Annotated in this window: 16 protein-coding genes and 1 pseudogene; 10 read left to right on the top strand and 7 right to left on the bottom strand. The window is 71.7% G+C overall.

Features of this window, described 5'->3' with window-relative positions:
* Window positions 1-4: 4 nt before the first annotated feature.
* From GTY58_RS17230 to GTY58_RS17220, 3 genes are all read right to left on the bottom strand, one after another.
* A complete protein-coding gene (locus GTY58_RS17230) occupies window positions 5-676 on the bottom strand; it encodes a TetR family transcriptional regulator (RefSeq protein WP_037644981.1) in 672 nt (223 codons plus the stop codon).
* The gene (locus GTY58_RS17225) at window positions 673-2,247 is read right to left on the bottom strand and encodes an MFS transporter (RefSeq protein WP_010984719.1); all 1,575 of its coding nucleotides are present in this window, start codon (window positions 2,245-2,247) and stop codon (window positions 673-675) included. Before GTY58_RS17225 ends, GTY58_RS17230 begins: the two co-directional genes overlap by 4 nt.
* 161 nt (window positions 2,248-2,408) lie before the next feature.
* The gene (locus tag GTY58_RS17220) at window positions 2,409-3,122 is read right to left on the bottom strand and encodes a hemolysin III family protein (RefSeq protein ID WP_010984718.1); all 714 of its coding nucleotides are present in this window, start codon (window positions 3,120-3,122) and stop codon (window positions 2,409-2,411) included.
* A 356-nt stretch (window positions 3,123-3,478) separates the two neighbouring features.
* Between GTY58_RS17220 and GTY58_RS17215 the strand changes: the two genes are divergently transcribed.
* Complete coding sequence (locus tag GTY58_RS17215) at window positions 3,479-5,302, top strand: phosphoenolpyruvate carboxykinase (GTP) (RefSeq protein ID WP_010984717.1); 1,824 nt, start codon at window positions 3,479-3,481, stop codon at window positions 5,300-5,302.
* Window positions 5,303-5,836: 534 nt separating this feature from the next.
* On the opposite strand, the gene GTY58_RS17210 is transcribed toward GTY58_RS17215, so the two are convergent.
* Both GTY58_RS17210 and GTY58_RS17205 read right to left on the bottom strand, forming a co-directional pair.
* Window positions 5,837-6,256, bottom strand: a complete 420-nt coding sequence (locus GTY58_RS17210) for a hypothetical protein (RefSeq protein WP_010984716.1) — start codon at window positions 6,254-6,256, stop codon at window positions 5,837-5,839.
* A gap of 137 nt (window positions 6,257-6,393) precedes the next feature.
* Complete coding sequence (locus GTY58_RS17205) at window positions 6,394-7,605, bottom strand: pyridoxal phosphate-dependent aminotransferase (protein WP_010984715.1); 1,212 nt, start codon at window positions 7,603-7,605, stop codon at window positions 6,394-6,396.
* A 126-nt stretch (window positions 7,606-7,731) separates the two neighbouring features.
* Between GTY58_RS17205 and GTY58_RS17200 the strand changes: the two genes are divergently transcribed.
* Together GTY58_RS17200 and GTY58_RS17195 are read left to right on the top strand one after the other, a co-directional pair.
* Window positions 7,732-8,460: a hypothetical protein gene (locus GTY58_RS17200; protein ID WP_048894573.1), complete on the top strand. Its 729-nt coding sequence runs from the start codon at window positions 7,732-7,734 to the stop codon at window positions 8,458-8,460.
* A 229-nt stretch (window positions 8,461-8,689) separates the two neighbouring features.
* Window positions 8,690-9,599, top strand: a pseudogene (locus GTY58_RS17195) (serine protease).
* A gap of 18 nt (window positions 9,600-9,617) precedes the next feature.
* On the opposite strand, the gene GTY58_RS17190 reads toward GTY58_RS17195, so the two are convergent.
* Together GTY58_RS17190 and GTY58_RS17185 are read right to left on the bottom strand one after the other, a co-directional pair.
* The gene (locus tag GTY58_RS17190) at window positions 9,618-11,210 is read right to left on the bottom strand and encodes a D-aminoacylase (protein WP_010984712.1); all 1,593 of its coding nucleotides are present in this window, start codon (window positions 11,208-11,210) and stop codon (window positions 9,618-9,620) included.
* 75 nt (window positions 11,211-11,285) lie between these two features.
* Window positions 11,286-12,557 carry an amino acid deaminase gene (locus tag GTY58_RS17185; protein ID WP_010984711.1) on the bottom strand — a complete coding sequence of 424 codons (1,272 nt, stop codon included), beginning with the start codon at window positions 12,555-12,557 and terminating at the stop codon, window positions 11,286-11,288.
* Between the two features lie 134 nt (window positions 12,558-12,691).
* Between GTY58_RS17185 and GTY58_RS17180 the strand changes: the two genes are divergently transcribed.
* The 7 genes from GTY58_RS17180 (at window position 12,692) to GTY58_RS17150 (ending at window position 19,260) form a co-directional block, all read left to right on the top strand.
* On the top strand, window positions 12,692-13,777 hold the full coding sequence (locus GTY58_RS17180; protein ID WP_010984710.1) for a sugar kinase: 1,086 nt from the start codon (window positions 12,692-12,694) through the stop codon (window positions 13,775-13,777).
* On the top strand, window positions 13,774-14,568 hold the full coding sequence (locus GTY58_RS17175; RefSeq protein ID WP_010984709.1) for an IclR family transcriptional regulator: 795 nt from the start codon (window positions 13,774-13,776) through the stop codon (window positions 14,566-14,568). Before GTY58_RS17180 ends, GTY58_RS17175 begins: the two co-directional genes overlap by 4 nt.
* Before the next feature lie 9 nt (window positions 14,569-14,577).
* Window positions 14,578-14,997 (top strand): RidA family protein, encoded by a 420-nt coding sequence (locus GTY58_RS17170; RefSeq protein ID WP_010984708.1) that lies wholly within the window; start codon window positions 14,578-14,580, stop codon window positions 14,995-14,997.
* A 123-nt stretch (window positions 14,998-15,120) separates the two neighbouring features.
* A complete protein-coding gene (locus GTY58_RS17165; protein ID WP_037645236.1) occupies window positions 15,121-16,605 on the top strand; it encodes a gluconate:H+ symporter in 1,485 nt (494 codons plus the stop codon).
* Window positions 16,606-16,797: 192 nt separating this feature from the next.
* Window positions 16,798-17,916, top strand: a complete 1,119-nt coding sequence (locus tag GTY58_RS17160; protein ID WP_037645237.1) for a hypothetical protein — start codon at window positions 16,798-16,800, stop codon at window positions 17,914-17,916.
* A 19-nt stretch (window positions 17,917-17,935) separates the two neighbouring features.
* The gene (locus GTY58_RS17155) at window positions 17,936-18,604 is read left to right on the top strand and encodes a hypothetical protein (RefSeq protein ID WP_010984705.1); all 669 of its coding nucleotides are present in this window, start codon (window positions 17,936-17,938) and stop codon (window positions 18,602-18,604) included.
* 2 nt (window positions 18,605-18,606) lie between these two features.
* Window positions 18,607-19,260, top strand: coding sequence for an RES family NAD+ phosphorylase (locus tag GTY58_RS17150; protein WP_010984704.1), 654 nt, complete (start codon window positions 18,607-18,609; stop codon window positions 19,258-19,260).
* Window positions 19,261-19,271 lie beyond the last annotated feature (11 nt).

Raw genomic sequence — 19,271 nt, 5'->3', positions numbered from 1 at the left:
CGGATCAGGATGTCACGCCGGACGCGTCCGTGGCCTCCGGGTTTTTCGGTGGCAGACCGTTCTCCAGGACGTCCAGGGCGCGGTCGACGAGGTCGCCGAGGTCCTCCTGGTGGCCGGTCTCGGCCCAGTACAGCGAGGTCTCCATCAGGCCGCCGATGAGGGACATCGCGAACACCCGCACTTCCAGGCTGTCGGGGTCGCGGCCGGTGCGCGCCGCGATGACCCGGCACAGCATGCGGCCGGTGACCGACATGCTCTCCATCATCCGGGAGCGCACCGCGGGCACGTCGACCATCAGCTGGGTCCGCAGCCGGGACACGTGCGGCTCCTCGGTGAACCCGAAGCCGATGGCCTGGTGCACCGCGTACCGCAGGGACTCCGTCCACGGTTCGTCGGCCGGGCGGGCGGTCAGCTCCTTCTCCATGACCGGGTCGTACTCGTCCGTGAGGACGATGTCCTCCTTGGTCGGGAAGTAGCGGAAGACCGTCGAGGGGGAGACCTCGGCGCGCTCGGCGATCTGCTCGATGGTCGTCGCGTCGTACCCCTGCTCCTGGATCAGTCCGTAGGTCGCGTCGCGGATCGCGATCCGGGTCTTGAGCTTCTTCCGTTCCCGGAGCCCCAGCTGGGGGCCGTCGGCGGGGGTGGAGCTGTGTGCGGTGGCGGCCATGGTGCTCATTGTCCGGCATCGGCGGGCGTCGGGGCCACGGCGGTGTCCTCCTCGGGGGTCGGGGCCGGGGCGGGCGACGTCTCGGGCTTCGGGAGCAGCGCCGCGGCCAGCAGCGCGGTGACGAGTGCCGCGATTCCGCTGATCATGAGGACCAGGTCCATGCCGTGGAGGTACGCGGCGTTCGCGGAGGCGGTGAGCGCGCGGTCGCCGAGCTGCGCGGCGATCACATGGGCGCCGACCACCGAGTCGGAGGCGGCGTCGGCGGCCCCGTGCGGCAGGCCGGAGGTGTCGAGCCGGTCGCCGTATGCGCCCGCGAGGAGCGAGCCGAGCAGGGCGATGCCGATCGCGCCGCCCACCTGGCGCACCGTCATGAGGAGGCCGGAGCCGCTGCCGGCCCGGTCGCGGGGCAGGGCGCCGAGGGCGGCGGACATCGCGGGCACCACGGCGAAGCCGAAGCCGAGGCCGGCGATGGACAGCCACAGGGCGGTGAAGCCGTAGCCGTCGTCGACGGACGTGCGGCTGCCGAGGATCGCGGCGAAGGCGAGGGTGACCAGGCCGGCGCTGATCACCGCCCGCGCCCCGAACTTCGCCAGCAGCGGCTGTGCGCCCCTCGACGCGATCAGCAGCCCGCCCATCATCGGCAGCATCCGCACCCCGGTGGCGAACGTGTCGTTCCCGAGCACCGCCTGGAGGTACGGCGGCAGCACGAACATCAGCCCGGACAGGACGAACATGACGAGGGTCGCGGCGAGCGTGTTGAGCAGGAAGCCGCGCTGGGCGAGCAGGGAGAGGTCCAGCATCGGGCGGGCGCTGCGGCGTTCGCGGACGACGAGCAGGGCGATCAGGACGACGGAGGCGGCGAAGAGGCCGAGGACCAGCGGGTCGCCCCAGCCGCGCCCCGGCGCCTCGATGATCGCGTAGATCAGGATGCTGAGGCCGGCCGCGGTGAGCGCGGTGGAGACGGCGTCGACCTTGGGGGAGGCGGGGTCGCGGGTCTCGGGGAGCAGGAAGACGCAGGCGGCGATGCCGATCGCGGCCATCGGCACGTTGACCAGGAAGACCGAGCCCCACCAGAAGTGGTCGAGCAGCCAGCCGCCGAGGATCGGGCCGAGCGGCAGGCCCAGCGCGGAGGCGGCGGAGACCGCGCCGACGGCCCTGGTGCGCTCCTCGGGTCCGAACAGCGAGGGCAGTACGGCCATCGCGAGCGGCATCACGAGCGCGCCGCCGACCCCCATCAGGGCGCGGGCGACGATCACCGGGGTGACGTCGTCGACGAGGGCGCCGGCCAGGGAGCCGGCCAGGAAGACGCCGAGTCCGGTGATGAGCATCCGGCGCCGTCCGAAGCGGTCGCCGAGCAGGCCGGCCGGGAGCATCAGGGCCGCGAAGACGACGACGTACGCGTCGGCCATCCACTGCTGCTCGCCGGTGGACGCGCCCAGGTCCCGGGCCATGGTCGGCAGTGCGACGTTGAGGATCGTCATGTCGAAGCCGAGTACGAGCATGCTCGCGACCAGGGCTCCGAGGGCCCACCAGCGGCGGGCGTCGTGCCGCGGGTCGTGCTGCTGAGTGACAGTAACCATGAAATGAGAGTAGCTCTCAAAAGATGGTTACTGTCAATGGGGAGGGGGTGGTGCTGCGCTCCTGGCGCGGGCGCGGTGCCGTGTTCCCGGCACGCAAAAGTGGCCGCGACTTCGACGTCGCGGCCACTGAGGGGGAGCCGGCCGGAAGGGCCGGGGAAGGGTCATCCGTGCTGATAGGCCACCAGCGAGATCCCGACGTAGTGCACGACGAACGCCGCGAGGGTCAGGGAGTGGAAGACCTCGTGGAAGCCGAACCACTGCGGTGACGGGTTCGGGCGCTTGATGCCGTAGATCACGCCGCCCGCGCTGTAGAGCAGACCGCCGACGACCACCAGGACGAGGACGGCGATCCCGCCCGTGCGCATGAAGTCAGGGAGGAAGAAGACGGCCGCCCAGCCCATCGCGATGTAGCAGGGCGTGTAGAGCCAGCGCGGCGCGCCGACCCAGAAGACCCGGAAGGCGATGCCCGCGGCGGCCGCGCCCCAGATGCTCCACAGCAGCCACTGGCCCTTGGCCCCCGGCAGCAGCAGCATCGTCAGTGGTGTGTACGTCCCCGCGATGATCAAGAAGATATTGGCGTGATCCAGTCTGCGCAGGATGCCGTCCATGCGCGGACTCCAGGTGCCGCGGTGGTAGAGCGCGCTCACGCCGAACAGCAGGCAGGCCGTCAGAGCGAAGATCCCGCAGGCCAGGCGGGCGCGGGGCGAGCTCGCGAAGGCGGTGAGTGCCAGGCCCGAGACGAGTGCGGCCGGGAACATGCCCAGGTGCAGCCAGCCGCGGAGCTTCGGCTTGATCTCGTCGGACAAGGAGAGCGCGGCGGGACCGTGGCCTGCGGCCGGCGTGTCCGTGGGCGCGTCGGGGACGGGCGCAGTCATGGACCAGATCCTACCTACGGAACCGTAACTTACGTATCGGTCCACGCGGATGAGAGTTCAAGAGTGGCCATGATCTCACGGCGCGACCTGGCGTGCGGGGTGCTCCGGGGCGGATGTCTGAGGCGCCCCGGAGTGGATACCCGGGGTGAACCGACGGTGACGCGCAGCAAACCCGGCGATGAGTGGTGATGGTCACTCCGCTCAGGTGGGCGGTCCTCTGGACATATGGGCGGTGCCGTCGGATGATCATATGAGTGCGGTCGGCACCGGATGAGCGCCAAGATCCACCATCGTGAAGCGTCCGGGTCGCAGCCCCCACGGGGCATTCAACAGAAACCCCTCATTTAGGAGCAATCGTGGCGCGCGACATCGCGGCTCCCTCCAGCGTCCCCACCCAGCACAAAGAACTGATCTCGTGGGTCAACGAGATCGCCGAACTGACGCAGCCGGACAGTGTGGTCTGGTGTGACGGATCCGAGGCGGAATACGAGCGACTGAGCGAGGAGCTCGTCCGCAAGGGCACCTTCAGGAAGCTCGACCCGATCAAGCGCCCCAACTCGTACTACGCCGCCTCCGACCCGACCGATGTCGCGCGGGTCGAGGACCGGACGTTCATCTGCTCCGAGAAGGAAGAGGACGCGGGCCCGACCAACCACTGGAAGGACCCCGCCGAGATGCGGGAGATCTTCGCCGGTGAGCAGGGCGTCTTCCGCGGCTCGATGAGGGGCCGGACGATGTACGTCGTCCCGTTCTGCATGGGCCCGCTCGGCTCGGACCTCTCCGCGATCGGCGTGGAGATCACCGACTCCGCGTACGTCGCCGTGTCCATGCGCACCATGACCCGCATGGGGCAGCCGGTCCTGGACGAGCTCGGCACCGACGGCTTCTTCGTGCGTGCCGTGCACACGCTCGGAGCGCCGCTGGAGGCGGGCGAGGCGGACGTGCCGTGGCCGTGCAACTCCACGAAGTACATCTCGCACTTCCCCGAGTCCCGCGAGATCTGGTCGTACGGCTCGGGCTACGGCGGCAACGCGCTGCTCGGCAAGAAGTGCTACGCCCTGCGCATCGCCTCCGTCATGGCGCGCGACGAGGGCTGGCTGGCCGAGCACATGCTGATCCTCAAGCTCACGCCGCCGCAGGGCGAGTCCAAGTACGTCGCCGCGGCTTTCCCGAGCGCCTGCGGCAAGACGAACCTCGCCATGCTGGAGCCCACGGTCGGCGGCTGGACCGTCGAGACGATCGGTGACGACATCGCGTGGATGCGGTTCGGCGAGGACGGCCGGCTGTACGCGATCAACCCCGAGGCCGGTTTCTTCGGCGTCGCGCCCGGCACCGGCGAGCACACCAACGCCAACGCGATGAAGACCCTGTGGGGCAACTCCGTCTTCACCAACGTCGCGCTCACCGACGACAACGACATCTGGTGGGAGGGCATGACGGAGGAGACTCCGGCCCACCTCACCGACTGGAAGGGCAACGACTGGACGCCGGAGTCCGGTACGCCCGCCGCGCACCCCAACGCCCGCTTCACCGTCCCCGCCTCGCAGTGCCCGATCATCGCGCCCGAGTGGGAGGACCCCAAGGGCGTGCCGATATCGGCGATCCTCTTCGGTGGCCGCCGCGCCACCGCGGTCCCGCTGGTGACGGAGTCCTTCGACTGGAACCACGGCGTCTTCCTCGGCGCGAACGTCGCCTCCGAGAAGACCGCCGCCGCCGAGGGCAAGGTCGGTGAGCTGCGCCGCGACCCGTTCGCCATGCTGCCGTTCTGCGGCTACAACATGGGCGACTACATGGGCCACTGGGTCGACGTCGCCAAGGACAAGGACCAGGCGAAGCTCCCCAAGATCTACTACGTCAACTGGTTCCGCAAGAACGACGAGGGCAAGTTCGTGTGGCCCGGCTTCGGCGAGAACAGCCGCGTGCTGAAGTGGATCGTCGAGCGTCTCGAGGGCAGGGCCGAGGGCGTCGAGACCCCCATCGGCATCCTGCCGACCAGGGAGGCCCTGGACACGGCCGGCCTCGACCTGTCCGCGTCCGACCTGGACTTCCTGCTCACCGTCGACAAGGAGGTGTGGCGCGAGGAGGCCGCGCTCGTGCCCGAGCACCTCAACACCTTCGGCGAGCACACACCGAAGGAGCTGTGGGACGAGTACCGCGCACTGGTGCAGCGCCTGGGCTGAGGCCCTTTCCCTACTCCGCGGCCGGCTCCGATCTGCCCTGACCAGCTACATCGTCACGGCCGGCCGCGGTGCCGGCACCACGGACCGGCGAGGTTCCGCACAACGGCGTGTGGGGCCCTGGGCCTGTCGTCACCGCTCCGTCCGCCCCGACGGAGGGGCGACGGCAGGCCCTCGCCCGTGAACGCCCGCTCACTTCGAACGCTTTTCCGGACAGCGCGTGTGCGCAGATGGCGCGTGCGCGACTCGGGCCGCCGCGCCTCCGTCTCGCGCAGGCCGGTCCGCTTCCTCGCGGAGCAGCGTCACTACCGCTCCGGATGACGCCCCGGCGGCTCCTGCCACAGGGTCGGCCGGGTCCACCCGCGGGTCCGTACCGACCCGGCCGGCGCTGCTCTCGGTGATCGGTCCCTGGACGGTGACGTCGGCGCCGGGGCGATGACCGGCGCGCGGTGTGTGGCGCATGGTGTGTGGCGCCCGGTCCGCGCGTCGCTGCGGTGCGCGCGGACCGGGGCCGTTCGGGGGAAGCCCTCGGAGGGCTCAGCGGGGCGCGAGTTCGCGCGGGTCGGCGGCCGCCGCGTGGGCGTCCATGCGCTCGGCGGCGAGGATGGCGGCCGCCGTGTCGGCCCGGGAGGCGGCGACGACGAGGGCGCGGCCCGCGAGGGCGTGCGCCCGTCGGTGCAGTGCCGCGAGATGCGGCTCGTGGAGGGCGGCGGCCACCGACGTCCGGGCGGGCGGCAGTCCCCCGCGCAGCCGGGCCACCTGCTCCGCGAGCCGCTCGGCGGCCGTGTCCAGCTCCGCGGAGGGCGTCAGCGCACGCAGTTCGTCGGTCACCGCGAGCAGTGCCGCCAGATGACCCGCGAGCTGGATGTCCAGCTCCTCCTCGCGCGACCGGTGAGGAAAGTCGGGGGCGGTGCCGGCCATCGTGTGGACCGACTTGGTCCGGATCGGTTCATACATGGGATGGCCTCCAATGTTCTCAGGAAACCATCCTAGCTTAGATTCCGTCTAAAGTTGAGTGGAGTCGGGAAGGCTCTTGGGCGGCCCTGCGGCAAGGCCTCTGGCGGGCCTCCGGAGGCCCGCCGACAGGCCCGGCGTCACGGCTGGCTGTAACCGTCCAGGAAGTTCCCGATCCGGGTGATCGCCGAGGTCAGATCGCCCACCGTCGGCAGGGTCACCACCCGGAAGTGGTCGGGGTCCGGCCAGTTGAAGCCCGTGCCCTGGACCACCATGATCTTCTCGCGGCGCAGCAGGTCGAGCACCATCTGCCGGTCGTCCTTGATCTTGAAGACCTTGGGGTCGAGCCGCGGGAACAGATAGAGCGCGCCCTTCGGCTTCACACAGCTCACGCCGGGGATCTGGGTCAGCAGCTCGTGCGCCACGTCCCGCTGTTCCTTGAGCCGTCCGCCCGGCAGCACCAGTTCGTTGATCGTCTGACGGCCGCTCAGCGCGGCGACCACCCCGTGCTGACCCGGCATGTTCGCGCACAGCCGCATGTTCGCCAGGATCGTCAGGCCCTCGATGTACGAGTCGGCGTGCGCGCGCGGCCCGGAGATCGCCATCCAGCCGACCCGGTAGCCGGCCACGCGGTACGCCTTCGACATGCCGTTGAACGTCAGCGTGAGCAGATCGGGGGCGACCGCGGCGGTCGGGGTGTGCGTGGCGCCGTCGTAGAGGATCTTGTCGTAGATCTCGTCCGAGCAGACGAGCAGGTTGTGGCGGCGGGCGATGTCCGTCAGGCCCCGCAGCATCGCCTCGTCGTACACCGCGCCCGTCGGGTTGTTCGGGTTGATGATGACGATCGCCTTGGTGCGGTCGGTGACCTTGCGCTCCACGTCGGCGAGGTCGGGCATCCAGTCCGACTGCTCGTCGCAGTGGTAGTGCACGGCCGTGCCGCCGGACAGGGAGACGGAGGCGGTCCACAGCGGGTAGTCGGGCGCCGGTACGAGCACCTCGTCGCCGTCGTCCAGCAGGCCCTGCATGGCCATCACGATCAGCTCGGAGACGCCGTTGCCCACGAAGACGTGCTCGACGTCCGTCTCGATGCCGAGGGTCTGGTTGTGCATGACGACGGCGCGGCGGGCGGCCAGCAGGCCCTTCGCGTCGCCGTAGCCGTGTGCGGAGGAGACGTTGCGGAGGATGTCCTCGAGGATCTCGGGCGGGCACTCGAAGCCGAACGCCGCCGGATTGCCCGTGTTGAGCTTGAGGATCCGATGACCAGCCGCTTCCAGCCGCATCGCCTCCTCGAGCACCGGGCCCCGGATCTCGTAGCAGACGTTGGCGAGCTTCGTGGACTGGATCACCTGCATGTCCGCGAGCTTACGGCCGCGTAACGCCTTACGCGCCGTGTTTTCCGCCACGTGAGACACGGGGTGTCGAGCGGTGGCCACCCGCGGGTACACGTGACCCCCTTCTTGTCTCTACACTTTCCGGCCATGTCATGGCACCTTCAGCCCGCCGACCGGGCGCCCGGGACAAATGGCGCGAACGGGCCGGGCGGCCCGTCTGGTGCCGATGCCGCGCACGGCGCGCCGAGCGTCTACCACCCGCGGGCCGACGCCGCGCCCGCGTACGAGGAGTACGCGGACCCCGCGGCCGCCCACGGGTGGGAGAACGCCTACGACAGCACGCGCGAGCTGCCCGTGACCGTTCCGGACGCGGACGAACCGGCGGGGCCCGGCGGCCCGGTCCTGGACGGCGGACCGCGACGGCGGGCGCGCCCGAAGGGTCGCGGACGGCCGACGTCCCGGGTGCTCGTCGCCGTCGGCGCGGTCTGCGCCCTGGGTGCCGCCGTCGCGATCGCGGGGTTCTCCGGCTCGGGGTCCCCGGCCGGTCCGCGGGTCGAGGGCGACGGGGTGCGGCCGAAGGCCGAGCGGTCCGAGCAGCCGTCCGTGGACGCGAGCGCCTCGGCCGGCGCGGCCACCACCGGGCCGTCGGACGGCGGCGCCCCGCCCGTCACCGCCCGCCCGTCCGACGACGCGTCCTCCTCCGCCGGCGCTTCGGTGTCTCCTTCCCCCTCCGGGGAGGAAACCGGTGCGCCCACGACTTCGGCGCCCTCGACGGAGGCGGCGGTGACGGCGACGGCGTCCGCCGGCGTGAGCGCGTCCGCGTCCCGGCCGGGCAACTCCGGTCACGGCAAGGGTGCGAGCAAGCGGCCCAAGTGAAGGGTGCGAGCAAGCGGCCCGAGTGAAGGGCGCGTGCGAGCGGCCCAAGTGGCTCACAGAGGCCCTCGGGTGACGGCCCGGAAGCCGCAAGTAGCGGGTTATCCCTAGCGGTTCGTGCGGTCCGGAAAGAAGTCCTTGTCCCGTTCAGTCCCCTCCCATCACAATGCGCATGACAAGACTGTGGGCCGGAAAATCTCCGGTCACTCATGTCGCAAGAGGGGACCCCCACATGAGAAAGCCTCTCGTTGCCGCGCTCTTCGCTCTGGTGATCGCCGGAGCGGGCGCGGCACCGGCGGTCGCGGCACCCGAGCCGGCGGCCGCGGTGAAGTCCGCGGCCGCGGTGAAGACCTCAGCCGCGGTGAAGTCCACGGGCGGGACGAAGACCTCGGCCGCACCCACGCTCCGGGCCGTGAACTTTCGCCGGCACCGTCTCGCTCAGCAACTGCTCCGGCTCGGTCATCCGCTTCCCGAACTCCGCGGACACCGCCCCGGCGCTCGTGCTCAGCAACGGCCACTGCCTGGAGACCGGCTTCCCGGAGCCCGGCGAGGTGATCGTCAACCAGGCGTCGAGCCGTACCTTCGGCCTGCTCAACTCCGCCGCCACCCGGGTGGCGACGCTGCGCGCGAACAAGGTCGTCTACTCGACGATGACCGACACGGACGTCTCGATCTACCAGCTGACCACCACCTATGCGGCGATCAAGAGCGCGTACGGCATCAGCGCGCTCACCGTGCAGGACACGCACCCGACCGCCGGTACCGCCATCACCGTCGCCTCCGGGTACTGGAAGCGGCTCTACAGCTGCAACGTCGACGGGTTCGCGTACCGCCTGAAGGAGGGCGACTGGACCTGGAAGGACTCCCTCCGCTACACCTCCGCCTGCCAGACCATCGGCGGCACCTCCGGCTCGCCGGTGATCGACAACGCCACCGGCAAGGTCGTCGCCGTCAACAACACCGGCAACGAGGACGGCGAGACCTGCACGGAGAACAACCCCTGTGAGGTCGACGCGAGCGGCAACGTGACCGTCCGCGAGGGCATCAACTACGCCCAGGAGACGTACCAGATCCCGGCCTGCTTCACGACCGCCAACGTGCTGAACCTGAGCGCGAGCGGCTGCACCCTGCCCAAGCCGTAGGCACCGCGGGGCGGGTGGTCAGCGAGGAGTCCGGCGGACCGCCCGCCCCGCCAGTACGTCCGTCCGGCGGCCGTCCTCGACGACGAAGCGGCCGTCGATCAGCACATGCGGAAGGCCGGCCGGGAGCCTGCGCGGGTCCTCGAAGGTCGAGCCGGCCGCGACGGTGGACGGGTCGAACAGGACCAGGTCGGCGCGGTATCCCTCGCGGACGAGCCCCCGGTCCGGCAGCCGCAGCCGCGCGGCCGGGCGCCCGGTGAGGTGGGCGACGCACTCCTCCAGCGAGAGGACCCCCAGCTCGCGTACGTAATGGCCGAGGTAGTGCGGGAAGGTCCCGTACGCGCGCGGGTGCGGTTTCGTCCCTTGGAGGATGCCGTCGGAGCCGCCGGTGTGCACACGGTGGCGCATGATCGCGCGGACGTTCTCCTCGTGGCCGACGTGCTGGAGGATCGTGCAGCCGAGCCGGTCGTCGAGGAGCAGCCGGCGGGCGGTGGTCCAGGGGGCCTCGCCGCGCAGGTCGGCCGAGGCCTGGACGGTGCTGCCGACGTAGGGGGCGAGTGCCGGGTCGCTCACGCCCGAGATCTCGATCGTGTCCCACTCGATGGGCACGCCGTGACAGCCGTCCGCGCCGACGACCTCCATGGCGTGGCGGATCCGCTCCGCGACCGTGTCGTCCCGCAGCCGAGCGAGGACCGCCTCCGGGCCGCCCTCGCCCGCCCAGCTCGGCAGCATGGCCACGAGCGTGGTGCAGCCGGGGGTGTACGGATAGGTGTCGAGGGTGATGTCGGCGCCCTCGGCCAGCGCGCCGTCGAGGAGGGCCAGCAGGTCCGGTGCCCTCCCCTTGTTCACCCCGAAGTTCATGGTGGCGTGGGCGAGATGGAGCGGGCAGCGGGCCTCGCGGGTGAGGGCCACCATCTCCTCGTACGCCTGGAGCGCGCCCGCCCCGTACGAGCGGTGGTGCGGGCAGTAGTAGCCGCCGTACTCGGCGACCACCCGGCACAGTTCGGTGAGTTCGGCGTCCTCGGCGTACATGCCGGGGGTGTAGGTGAGGCCGGAGGACATGCCGACGGCGCCCTCGCGCATGCCGTCCGCCACCAGCCGCCGCATCCGGTCCAGCTCGCCGGGCGTCGCCGCGCGGTCCTCCCAGCCGACGGCGAGCATACGGACGGTGCCCTGCGGGATCAGATACGCCGCGTTGACCGCGATGCCCTGGTCCAGCCGGTCCAGGTACCCGCCGACCGACCGCCAGGTGAAGTCGATGTCGTCGCCGTGGCCGTTCCAGCCGGTGATCGCCCTGCGGACCTCGGCGAGCGTACGGTCGTCGACCGGTGCGTACGAGAGCCCGTCCTGGCCGACGACTTCGAGGGTCACCCCCTGGGCCGCCTTGGCACTGTGGTCCGGGTCCCTCAGCAGGGCGAGGTCGCTGTGGGCGTGCATGTCGATGAAGCCGGGGGCCAGGGCGAGGCCGCCGGCGTCCAGGACCCGGCGTCCGCCCAGGGCCGGGCCGTCGCGGCGGATCTCGGCGATCCGGCCGCCGGTGATACCGACGTCGGCACGGCAGGACGCGCCGCCGGTGCCGTCGACGACGCGCACATCACGGATGACGAGATCCACGGGGGCTCCTTACGGGGACTCCTGGAAGCACGGGGACTCCTAGGAGCACGGGGACTCCTGGAAGCACGGGAACCCCTAGAAGAACGTACGGATGTAGTCGACGACCGTCCCGTCCGCTTCCACCAGGGGGATCAGCTGCCACTTGTCGAAGGACGTGCAGGGGTGGGACAGGCCCAGGCCGACCCAGTCGCCGACCTCCAGCTCCGCCTCCGGGGCCGTACGGAGCCACGCGTGCTGGTCCGAGAGGGCCGTCACCTCGATGCCGGCGGCGTCGCGGATCTCTCCCGACCCCGCGTCCCGCACGACCTGCGCCAGCGGCAGATCCAGGTCGTACGCCGCGTCCCGCTTGCCCGCGTTGGCGAACGCCTGCCCGGGGGAGGGGCGCGAGACGATCTGCGTCCAGAGACGGAAGGCGGGGTGGAGGGCACCCTCCTCCGGGACCCGGGTGAAGGGCGTGAGCCTGCGGTAGTGGCCGTCGTCGTGCGAGACGTACGCGCCCGAGCGCAGCAACTTCAGCACGGGCAGGGAGAGGCCGGGGATCCCGGCGAACACGTCGGCGACCGCGTCGAACCAGGCGCTGCCGCCCGCGCTGACCACGATCTCGCCCGCGTCCTTGAAGCGCCCCGCCCGGTCGAGGTCCACCGCCAGCGCGACGAGCCGGCGCAGCCAGGCGTGGACCCGCTCGGAGTCCGCCCGCGGCACCTCGCCCTCGTAGCCCGCGACCCCGACCAGACGCAGCGTCGGCGTCGCGGCCACCGCGTCCGCGACCGCCGCGCACTCCTCCTCCGTGCGCACCCCGGTACGGGCGCCCTCTCCGGCGGCGAGCTCGACGACGACGTCCACCGGGCGGGGCGTGCCGCGCAGCGCCGCGTCCATGAGTTCCACTCCGCGCACGGAGTCGACGTAGCAGATGAAGCGGTAGCCGGGGTCGGCCGCGAGGTCGGCGGCGATGTGGCGCAGGGCCGCCGCGTCGACCAGCTCGTTCGCGAGGAACACCCGCTGGATGCCGAACTCCCGGGCCACCCGCACCTGGTGGGGGACGGCCAGGGTGATGCCCCAGGCGCCGTGTTCGAGCTGGCGCTGGAAGAGCTGCGGCGCCATCGAGGTCTTGCCGTGCGGGGCGAAGGCGAGGCCGTGGCGGGCCGCGTAGGTCTCCATGAGTTCGAGGTTGTGCGTCAGGCGTTCGGCGGAGAGGGCGAGGACCGGGGTGGTGAAGCCGCCGGTGAAGAGGTCGCGGCGCTGGGCGGCCAGCTCGCCCACGGTCAGCCCCTCGGCGTCCGGCGGGAGGCCCTTGAAGCGGTGGTCCACGCGGTCCGTGGCGAGCCGGGCGAGCGCTTCGGCACTCATGGAGCCTCCCTGATCAGAGCGCGTTGCGTGGTGTGCAACGGTCATTGCGTATGTCGCGTACTGCTGTCTAACATCCCAGCCAACACAGGGTCAACGGTGCCGTTGGCCGCGCGACAGCGAGGAGCCCGGCCATCGTGACCACCGACGGACGTACCGGTGCCGTGCCCCGCGACGCCCACGACGTCGTCGCGCTCGGCGAGTCCATGGTCACGTTCCTGCCGACGCGGCCCGGACGCCTCGCCGACGTGCCGTCCTTCGAGCGTGGCATCGGCGGCGCCGAGTCGAACGTGGCGTGCGTGCTCGCCGCCGCGGGGCACTCCGTGCGGTGGGCCGGGCGGGTCGGCGCCGACGGGTTCGGCGACCACCTGGTGGAGGCGATCGCGGCGTACGGCGTCGACACCTCCGCCGTGCGACGCGATCCCGCACGCCCGACCGGTGTCTACTTCCGCACGGCGGGCGACCGGGCCACCGACGCCCACGAGGTGGCGTACTACCGGGCCGGGTCCGCCGCCTCCGCGATGACGGCGGAGAACATGGACCTCGACGCCGTCCGCGCGGGCCGGGTGCTGCATCTGTCCGGCATCACCGCCGCCCTGTCCGACGGCTGCCTGGGCCTGCTGCGCGAACTCACCGCCCGCCGGCCCGCACGCCCGCTCGTCTCCTTCGACGTCAACCACCGGCCCGGGTTGTGGCGTGACACGGACGGGCCGCGGGTGCTGCTGGAGCTCGCCCGCGGCGCCGACCTCGTGTTCGTCGGCGACGACGAGGCACGGGCGGCCTGGGGGCTGCACGGCCCCCGGGCGATCCGGGACGCGCTCCCGGAGCCCGAGGTCCTGGTCGTCAAGCAGGGCGGGGGAGGAGCGACCGCCTTCGAGCGGCGGCCCGGCGGGCCGGGCACGGGCGACACCTCAACGGACACGGTCACCTTCGTCCGGGCTCTCCAGGTCGATGTCGTCGCCGCCGTCGGGGCCGGCGACGCCTTCGCCGCCGGGTTCCTCTCCGCCACCCTCCGCGGCCTGCCCGTCCGCGACCGCCTCCGGCACGGACACCTCATGGCCGCCGCCGCGCTCACCGTGCCCGGCGACCTCGCCGTGCCGCCCGCCCGCGACCACGCCGACCGCCTGGCCGCCCTCGACGACACCGCGTGGGAGACACTTCGACTCGGCCCCGGCTGGACACAAGCCGTTGATCGGGCCCAGGAGGAGGTACGTACCCCATGAGCCAGACCGTCGACCGCGCCCTCAGCATCCTGCCGCTGCTCGCCGAAGGCCCCGCCGACCTCGGCCAGGTCGCCGACCGGCTCGGTGTGCACAAGTCCACGGCGCTGCGCCTCCTGCGCACCCTGCACGAGCACGGCCTCGTCCACCGCCAGTCCGACCAGCGCTACCGCCTCGGCGCCCGGCTCTTCGCCCTCGCCCAGGAAGCCGTCGAGAACCTGGACGTCCGCGAGATCGCCCACCCCCACCTCGTACGCCTCAACGAGCAGTGCGGACACACCGTCCACCTCGCGGTGTACGAGGAGCACGAGGTCCTCTACATCGACAAGGTGGAGAGCCGCTACCCCGTGCGCATGTACTCGCGGATCGGGAAGCCGGTGGCCATCACCGTCGCCGCCGTCGCCAAGCTGCTCCTGGCCGACCTGCCCGAACCCGAGCGCCGCGCCCTCGCGGAGAAGCTCGACTACCCCATGTACACGGCCCGTTCGATCCCCAACGCCCCTGCCTTCCTGCGTGAGTTGGAGAAGGTGCGCGAACAGGGCTGGGCCACCGACCTCGGCGGCCACGAGGAGTCCATCAACTGCGTCGCCGCCCCCGTCCGCGGCGCCGACGGACGGGCCGTCGCCGCGATGTCGGTGTCCGCGCCCAACGTCGTCGTCACGGCCGACGAGCTCCTCACGCTGCTGCCGCTGGTCCGCCGCACCGCCGACGCCATCAGCCGCGACTACTCCGGAAAGCCCCCGAAAGACCAGCTGAAAGACCACCCGAGAGACCACCCGAAAGACCCCGGCTAAGGACTCCGCATGACCGAGAAGACCGAGAAGACCGCCCTCACCCCCAAGACCCACACCACCCCGCCCGCCAAGTTCTCGCACGGCGTCAGGAAGGGGAACATCCTCCAGGTCGCCGGGCAGGTCGGCTTCCTGCCGGCCGAGGAGGGCAAGCCCCCGACGCCCGCGGGCCCGACCCTGCGCGAGCAGACCCTCCAGACCCTCGCCAACGTGCGGGCGATCCTCGAAGAGGGCGGCGCCACCTGGGACGACGCGATGATGATCCGCGTCTACCTCACGGACGTCGACCACTTCGCCGAGATGAACCAGATCTACAACACCTACTTCGAGGAGCAGGGCCTCACCGCGCCCCCCGCCGCCCGCACGACGGTGTACGTCGGCCTGCCGGCCGGCCTCCTCATCGAGATCGACGCGCTCGCCGTACTGAGCTGAGCCCCGTCCTCCCACTCCCGCACGTCGTACGTCATCACGGTGCGGCGCCCGTCATCCCCGGGGCGCCGTGCCGCGATCCCCCCTGCCCGAAAGCACCATGCCCTCAAGAAGAGGCCCCCCTTGATCTCGTATCCGCTCGCAGCGACGGCCCCGGCCACCCCCGAGACGCCACCCCACACCGGCGGCCTGCTCCTGCTCATGGACGGCACCGCGGGCCTGCTCACGGTCGCCGCCCTCGGAATCGCCCTCCTCCTGATCCTGATCATCAAGGTCAGACTCCAGCCGTTCGTCGCCCTGCTCGCCGTCTCCATAGCCGTCGGCCTCGCGGCCGGACTGTCGGTCACCGAACTCTTCGGCACGGTCCAGCGGTCCACCGCGGTGTCGGTCGTCGAAAGCGGCATGGGCGGCATCCTCGGCCATGTGGCGATCATCATCGGCCTGGGCACGATGCTCGGCGCGATCCTCGAAGTCAGCGGTGGCGCCGAGGTGTTGGCGACCCGGCTGCTGAACCTCTTCGGTGAGCGGCGTGCCCCGCTCGCCATGGGCCTGACCGGCCTGATCTTCGGTATCCCGGTCTTCTTCGACGTCGGCATCTTCGTCCTCGCGCCGATCGTGTACGCGGCCGCCAAGCGCTCCGGCAAGTCGATCCTCCTCTACTGCCTGCCGCTGCTGGCCGGCCTGTCGATGACCCACGCGTTCCTGCCGCCGCACCCCGGCCCGGTGGCCGCGGCCGGCCTCCTGCACGTGCAGCTCGGCTGGGTCATCCTGATGGGCGTCGTCTGCGGCATCCCGGCCGTGCTCGCCGCCTGGGTCTACTCCGCCTGGATCGGCAGGCGGATCTTCGTCGCCGTACCGCAGGACATGGTCGAGGCGGCGGCCGAGGCCAAGCTGGCCGTCATCGAGGAACAGCGCGCGCAGGGTGTCGAGCCGCGTGAGGAGCCCGTCCCCCTCGGCACGGTCCTCGGCATCATCGGTACGCCGCTGGTGCTGATCCTGGCCGCCACCTTCTCCTCGATCGCCCTCGACCCCTCCACGCTCCGCTCGGTCATCGAGTTCTTCGGCAGCCCGTTCGTCGCCCTCACCATCGCCCTGCTGCTCGCGTACTACCTGCTCGGCATCCGGCGCGGCTGGTCCCGCAAGTCCCTGGAGACGGTGTCGACTTCGTCCCTCAAGCCGGTCGGCAACATCCTGCTCGTGGTCGGCGCGGGCGGCATCTTCGGGGCCGTCCTGAAGGCCAGCGGCGTCGCCCAGGCGCTCTCCGACACCTTCAACGACGTCGGCCTGCCGGTGATCGTCCTCTCGTACCTGATCTCCGTGGTCCTGCGGGTCGCCCAGGGCTCGGCGACGGTCGCCATCGTCACGACGGCCGGGATCGTGGCGCCCCTGCTCGCCGCGGGCGACCACTCCCAGGCCTTCGTCGCCCTGGTCATCATGGCCATCTCGGCGGGCTCCATCTTCGCCTCGCACGTCAACGACGGCGGCTTCTGGATGGTGTCGAAGTACTTCGGCATCAGCGAGCGGGACACACTCAGGACGTGGACCGTGCTGGAGTCGGTGCTGTCCGTCGCCGGGTTCGCGGTGGCGGCGGTGGTGAGCACGTTCGTCTAGGCAGTGCGGATAGGCAGTACGGATGGGCAGTACGGATAGGCAGTACAGACAGGTAGTACGGCCCTGCCCCGGATCCGCCCCGAAAGCGACCCGAGTGCGCCCGGCCCGTCGTGTGGAATGGACGTGGAGAACAGCCAGGGGAGCACGGAACGGGCTTGTGACGGGGGTGGCGGCGGTGCGATCCTTGCCGCCATGGCGCTGCCCCCTCACCTGCCCGATCACGGATCGGTTCTCGCGGAGGTGCGCAAGGTGAGGCGGGCCGGGGTCGTTCGGTTGAGGGGACTGGACACACCGGAGCTGATCCGCATCGCGCGAGAACTGCCCGGACAACAGGGGGAGTTGGCGAGCCGCTCGGTCGAGGTACTGCTGCGGACCGCCGTCGCGGGACTGGGCGGCGGCACACTTCAGACCGCCGCCGAGTACAGCCTGGGCCTCGCCCAGGGCACCCGGGACTGGCCGGCCGCGGACCGGCGCAGACGGGCCGCGGAGGTGTACGGCGTCAGCGTCGAACGCTTCCGCAAGCACCACGAACTGATGGTGCTGGGGCAGTTGACGGAGCAGGTGCTGGGCATCGCCGGCGCCCCGGCCGCCCCGGCGCGTGAAGTCCCGGCAACGGGACGGCCGGTGGCGCTCCCCGCCGCACACCGCGTCCTGAAGCCGTACGTCCACGGCCGGCCCGTGTCCGTCACGGTGCATGTGCACTCGGTCGATCTGCTCCGGGACGTCGATGTCGTCGTCTCACCGTCGAACACGTACTTCGCGCTGCCGGCCGCGTACAAGTCGTCGGTCGCCGCGACCCTGCGCCGGGCAGGCGCGCACAAGGACCCCACGGGGGGACTCGTCGAGGACAGCGTCCATGACGAGCTGCGGGGATGGGCCGTCCGGCACGGTGCGCCGGGCCGGGCGGCCCTGCCCGGCACGGTCGCCGCCACCTCCGCCGGAGCCCTCGCCGCACAGGGCGTCCGGCGGATCTACCACATGGCCGTCGCCGTGCCGCGCTTCGGCACCAACGACTACGACGTGCAGCCCGCCGACATCACCCGCGGTGTCACCCGGGTCTTCGCCCTCCTCGCCGAGGAGTCCCGCCGCTTCGACCCGCCCCTGAACTCCGTCTGCCTGCCCCTGTCGGGCGCGGGCCGCGGCGGACTGTCGCCGCTGGAGAGCTTCGGCGCGCTCTGGGCGGCCGTGGAGGCCGAACTCGCCCGCGGCGCACCCTGGGACGTCCACTTCGTGGTACGCCGCCACGCCCGCGCCGACCTCATCGAGCGGCTGCTGTCCGACCGCGCGGACCACGACACCGGGTCCCGGTGACACACGACAGGGGGAACCGTTGAATCCGTACGCCGTGCTGGCCGCGGCCGCCGCCGCCTGGGACCGGATCGCCGCACGCCTGGACCGGGCGGCGCGCGAGGGGCTGACCGAGCTGCTGCGCGTCGTACGCGACCGGGACACCGCCGAGCGGGAGCGGCTGGCCGCCGCCGCACGGGCCGCCGCGCTGCTGGGCGAGGCGCTGCCCGACGAGTTCGGGGCCGCACAGCAGGCCCGGCTCGCCCCCGACGTACTCGACGAGGGCGCGCCCACCGGCCCCGTCGTCCAGGGTTTTCACGCCGAGGACCTCGCGGTGCTGCTCATGGACGGCCACCGCATGGTCGGCCCGGTGCTCGGCCCGGTGCGCGAGCGGCTGCTCGCCGCGCCCGCCCTCGACGCCGACACGGTGCTGCGCGAAGGCGGCGACCCGTACGCGCCCGATCTGATCCGGCTGGCCGGCGCGGGCGGCCGGCCCCGGCTGCCCCGCTTCCAGTTCTCCGAGGGCACCCTGCCCTGGCTGGTGGTCCTGGAGGTCAACGCGCTGCTCGCCGCGGACCGCGACCCGTGGGGCGCCGCCGACTGGTGGCTGTCGGGCAACGCCTGGCTCGGCGCGCGCCCCGTCGTGCTGCTCGGCACCGGCCGCGACGGCCACCTGGCCGACGTGGCACGGTTCTTGATGGAAGAGGAGTAGCCGTGCCGAACCACCGGCCGCCCGCCGCCCTGACCGGCACCCCCGGCAAGGCCACCCTCGCCCGGGGCACCCTGCTGCACCGGGTGCACTCGGTCCACCGGGACGCCGCCGCGTTCAACCCGCGCCCCACGCACTGCCTGTACGGCGGCGGCCGCTTCGACGGCACCTCCTGCCATCCGTACGGCTATCTCTACGCGGGCTCGACCCCGGCCGCCGCGGTCTGCGAGACGCTGCTGCGCTCCGTGCCGTTCGACCCGTCGGGCGGGCCCCGGCTGCTGCCGCGGGTGAGCGTCGAGCGGCGCGGGCTGAGCGCGCTGCGGCTCACCACCGACCTCGATGTCGTCTCGCTGATGACCGGGCAGGACCTGGCCGCCGTCCACCAGGACAGTTGGCTCGTGCAGACCGAGGCGGCCGACTACGCGTACACCCGCGACTGGGCCCACTGGATACGGGAGCACACCGATCCCTGGGCGCAGGGGTTCGTCTGGGCCAGCAAACGGGAGCCCGGCGACCGCGCGGTCGTTCTCTTCGGTGACCGCTGCCCGCCCGGCGCCCTGGCCGCCGTCGACGGCCACACGGTGGACTTCGGCACCGACGGGGGACGACGCTGGCTCAACTCCGTTCTCCAGCCGTACCACGCACAGCTCGCGCCCTGAGCATCCCGGAC

It is taken from the genome of Streptomyces sp. SID5469 (genome assembly GCF_009862865.1).
GTDB classification, from domain to species: Bacteria; Actinomycetota; Actinomycetes; order Streptomycetales; family Streptomycetaceae; genus Streptomyces; species Streptomyces avermitilis.
This window is presented reverse-complemented; position numbering and strand designations above follow the sequence as displayed.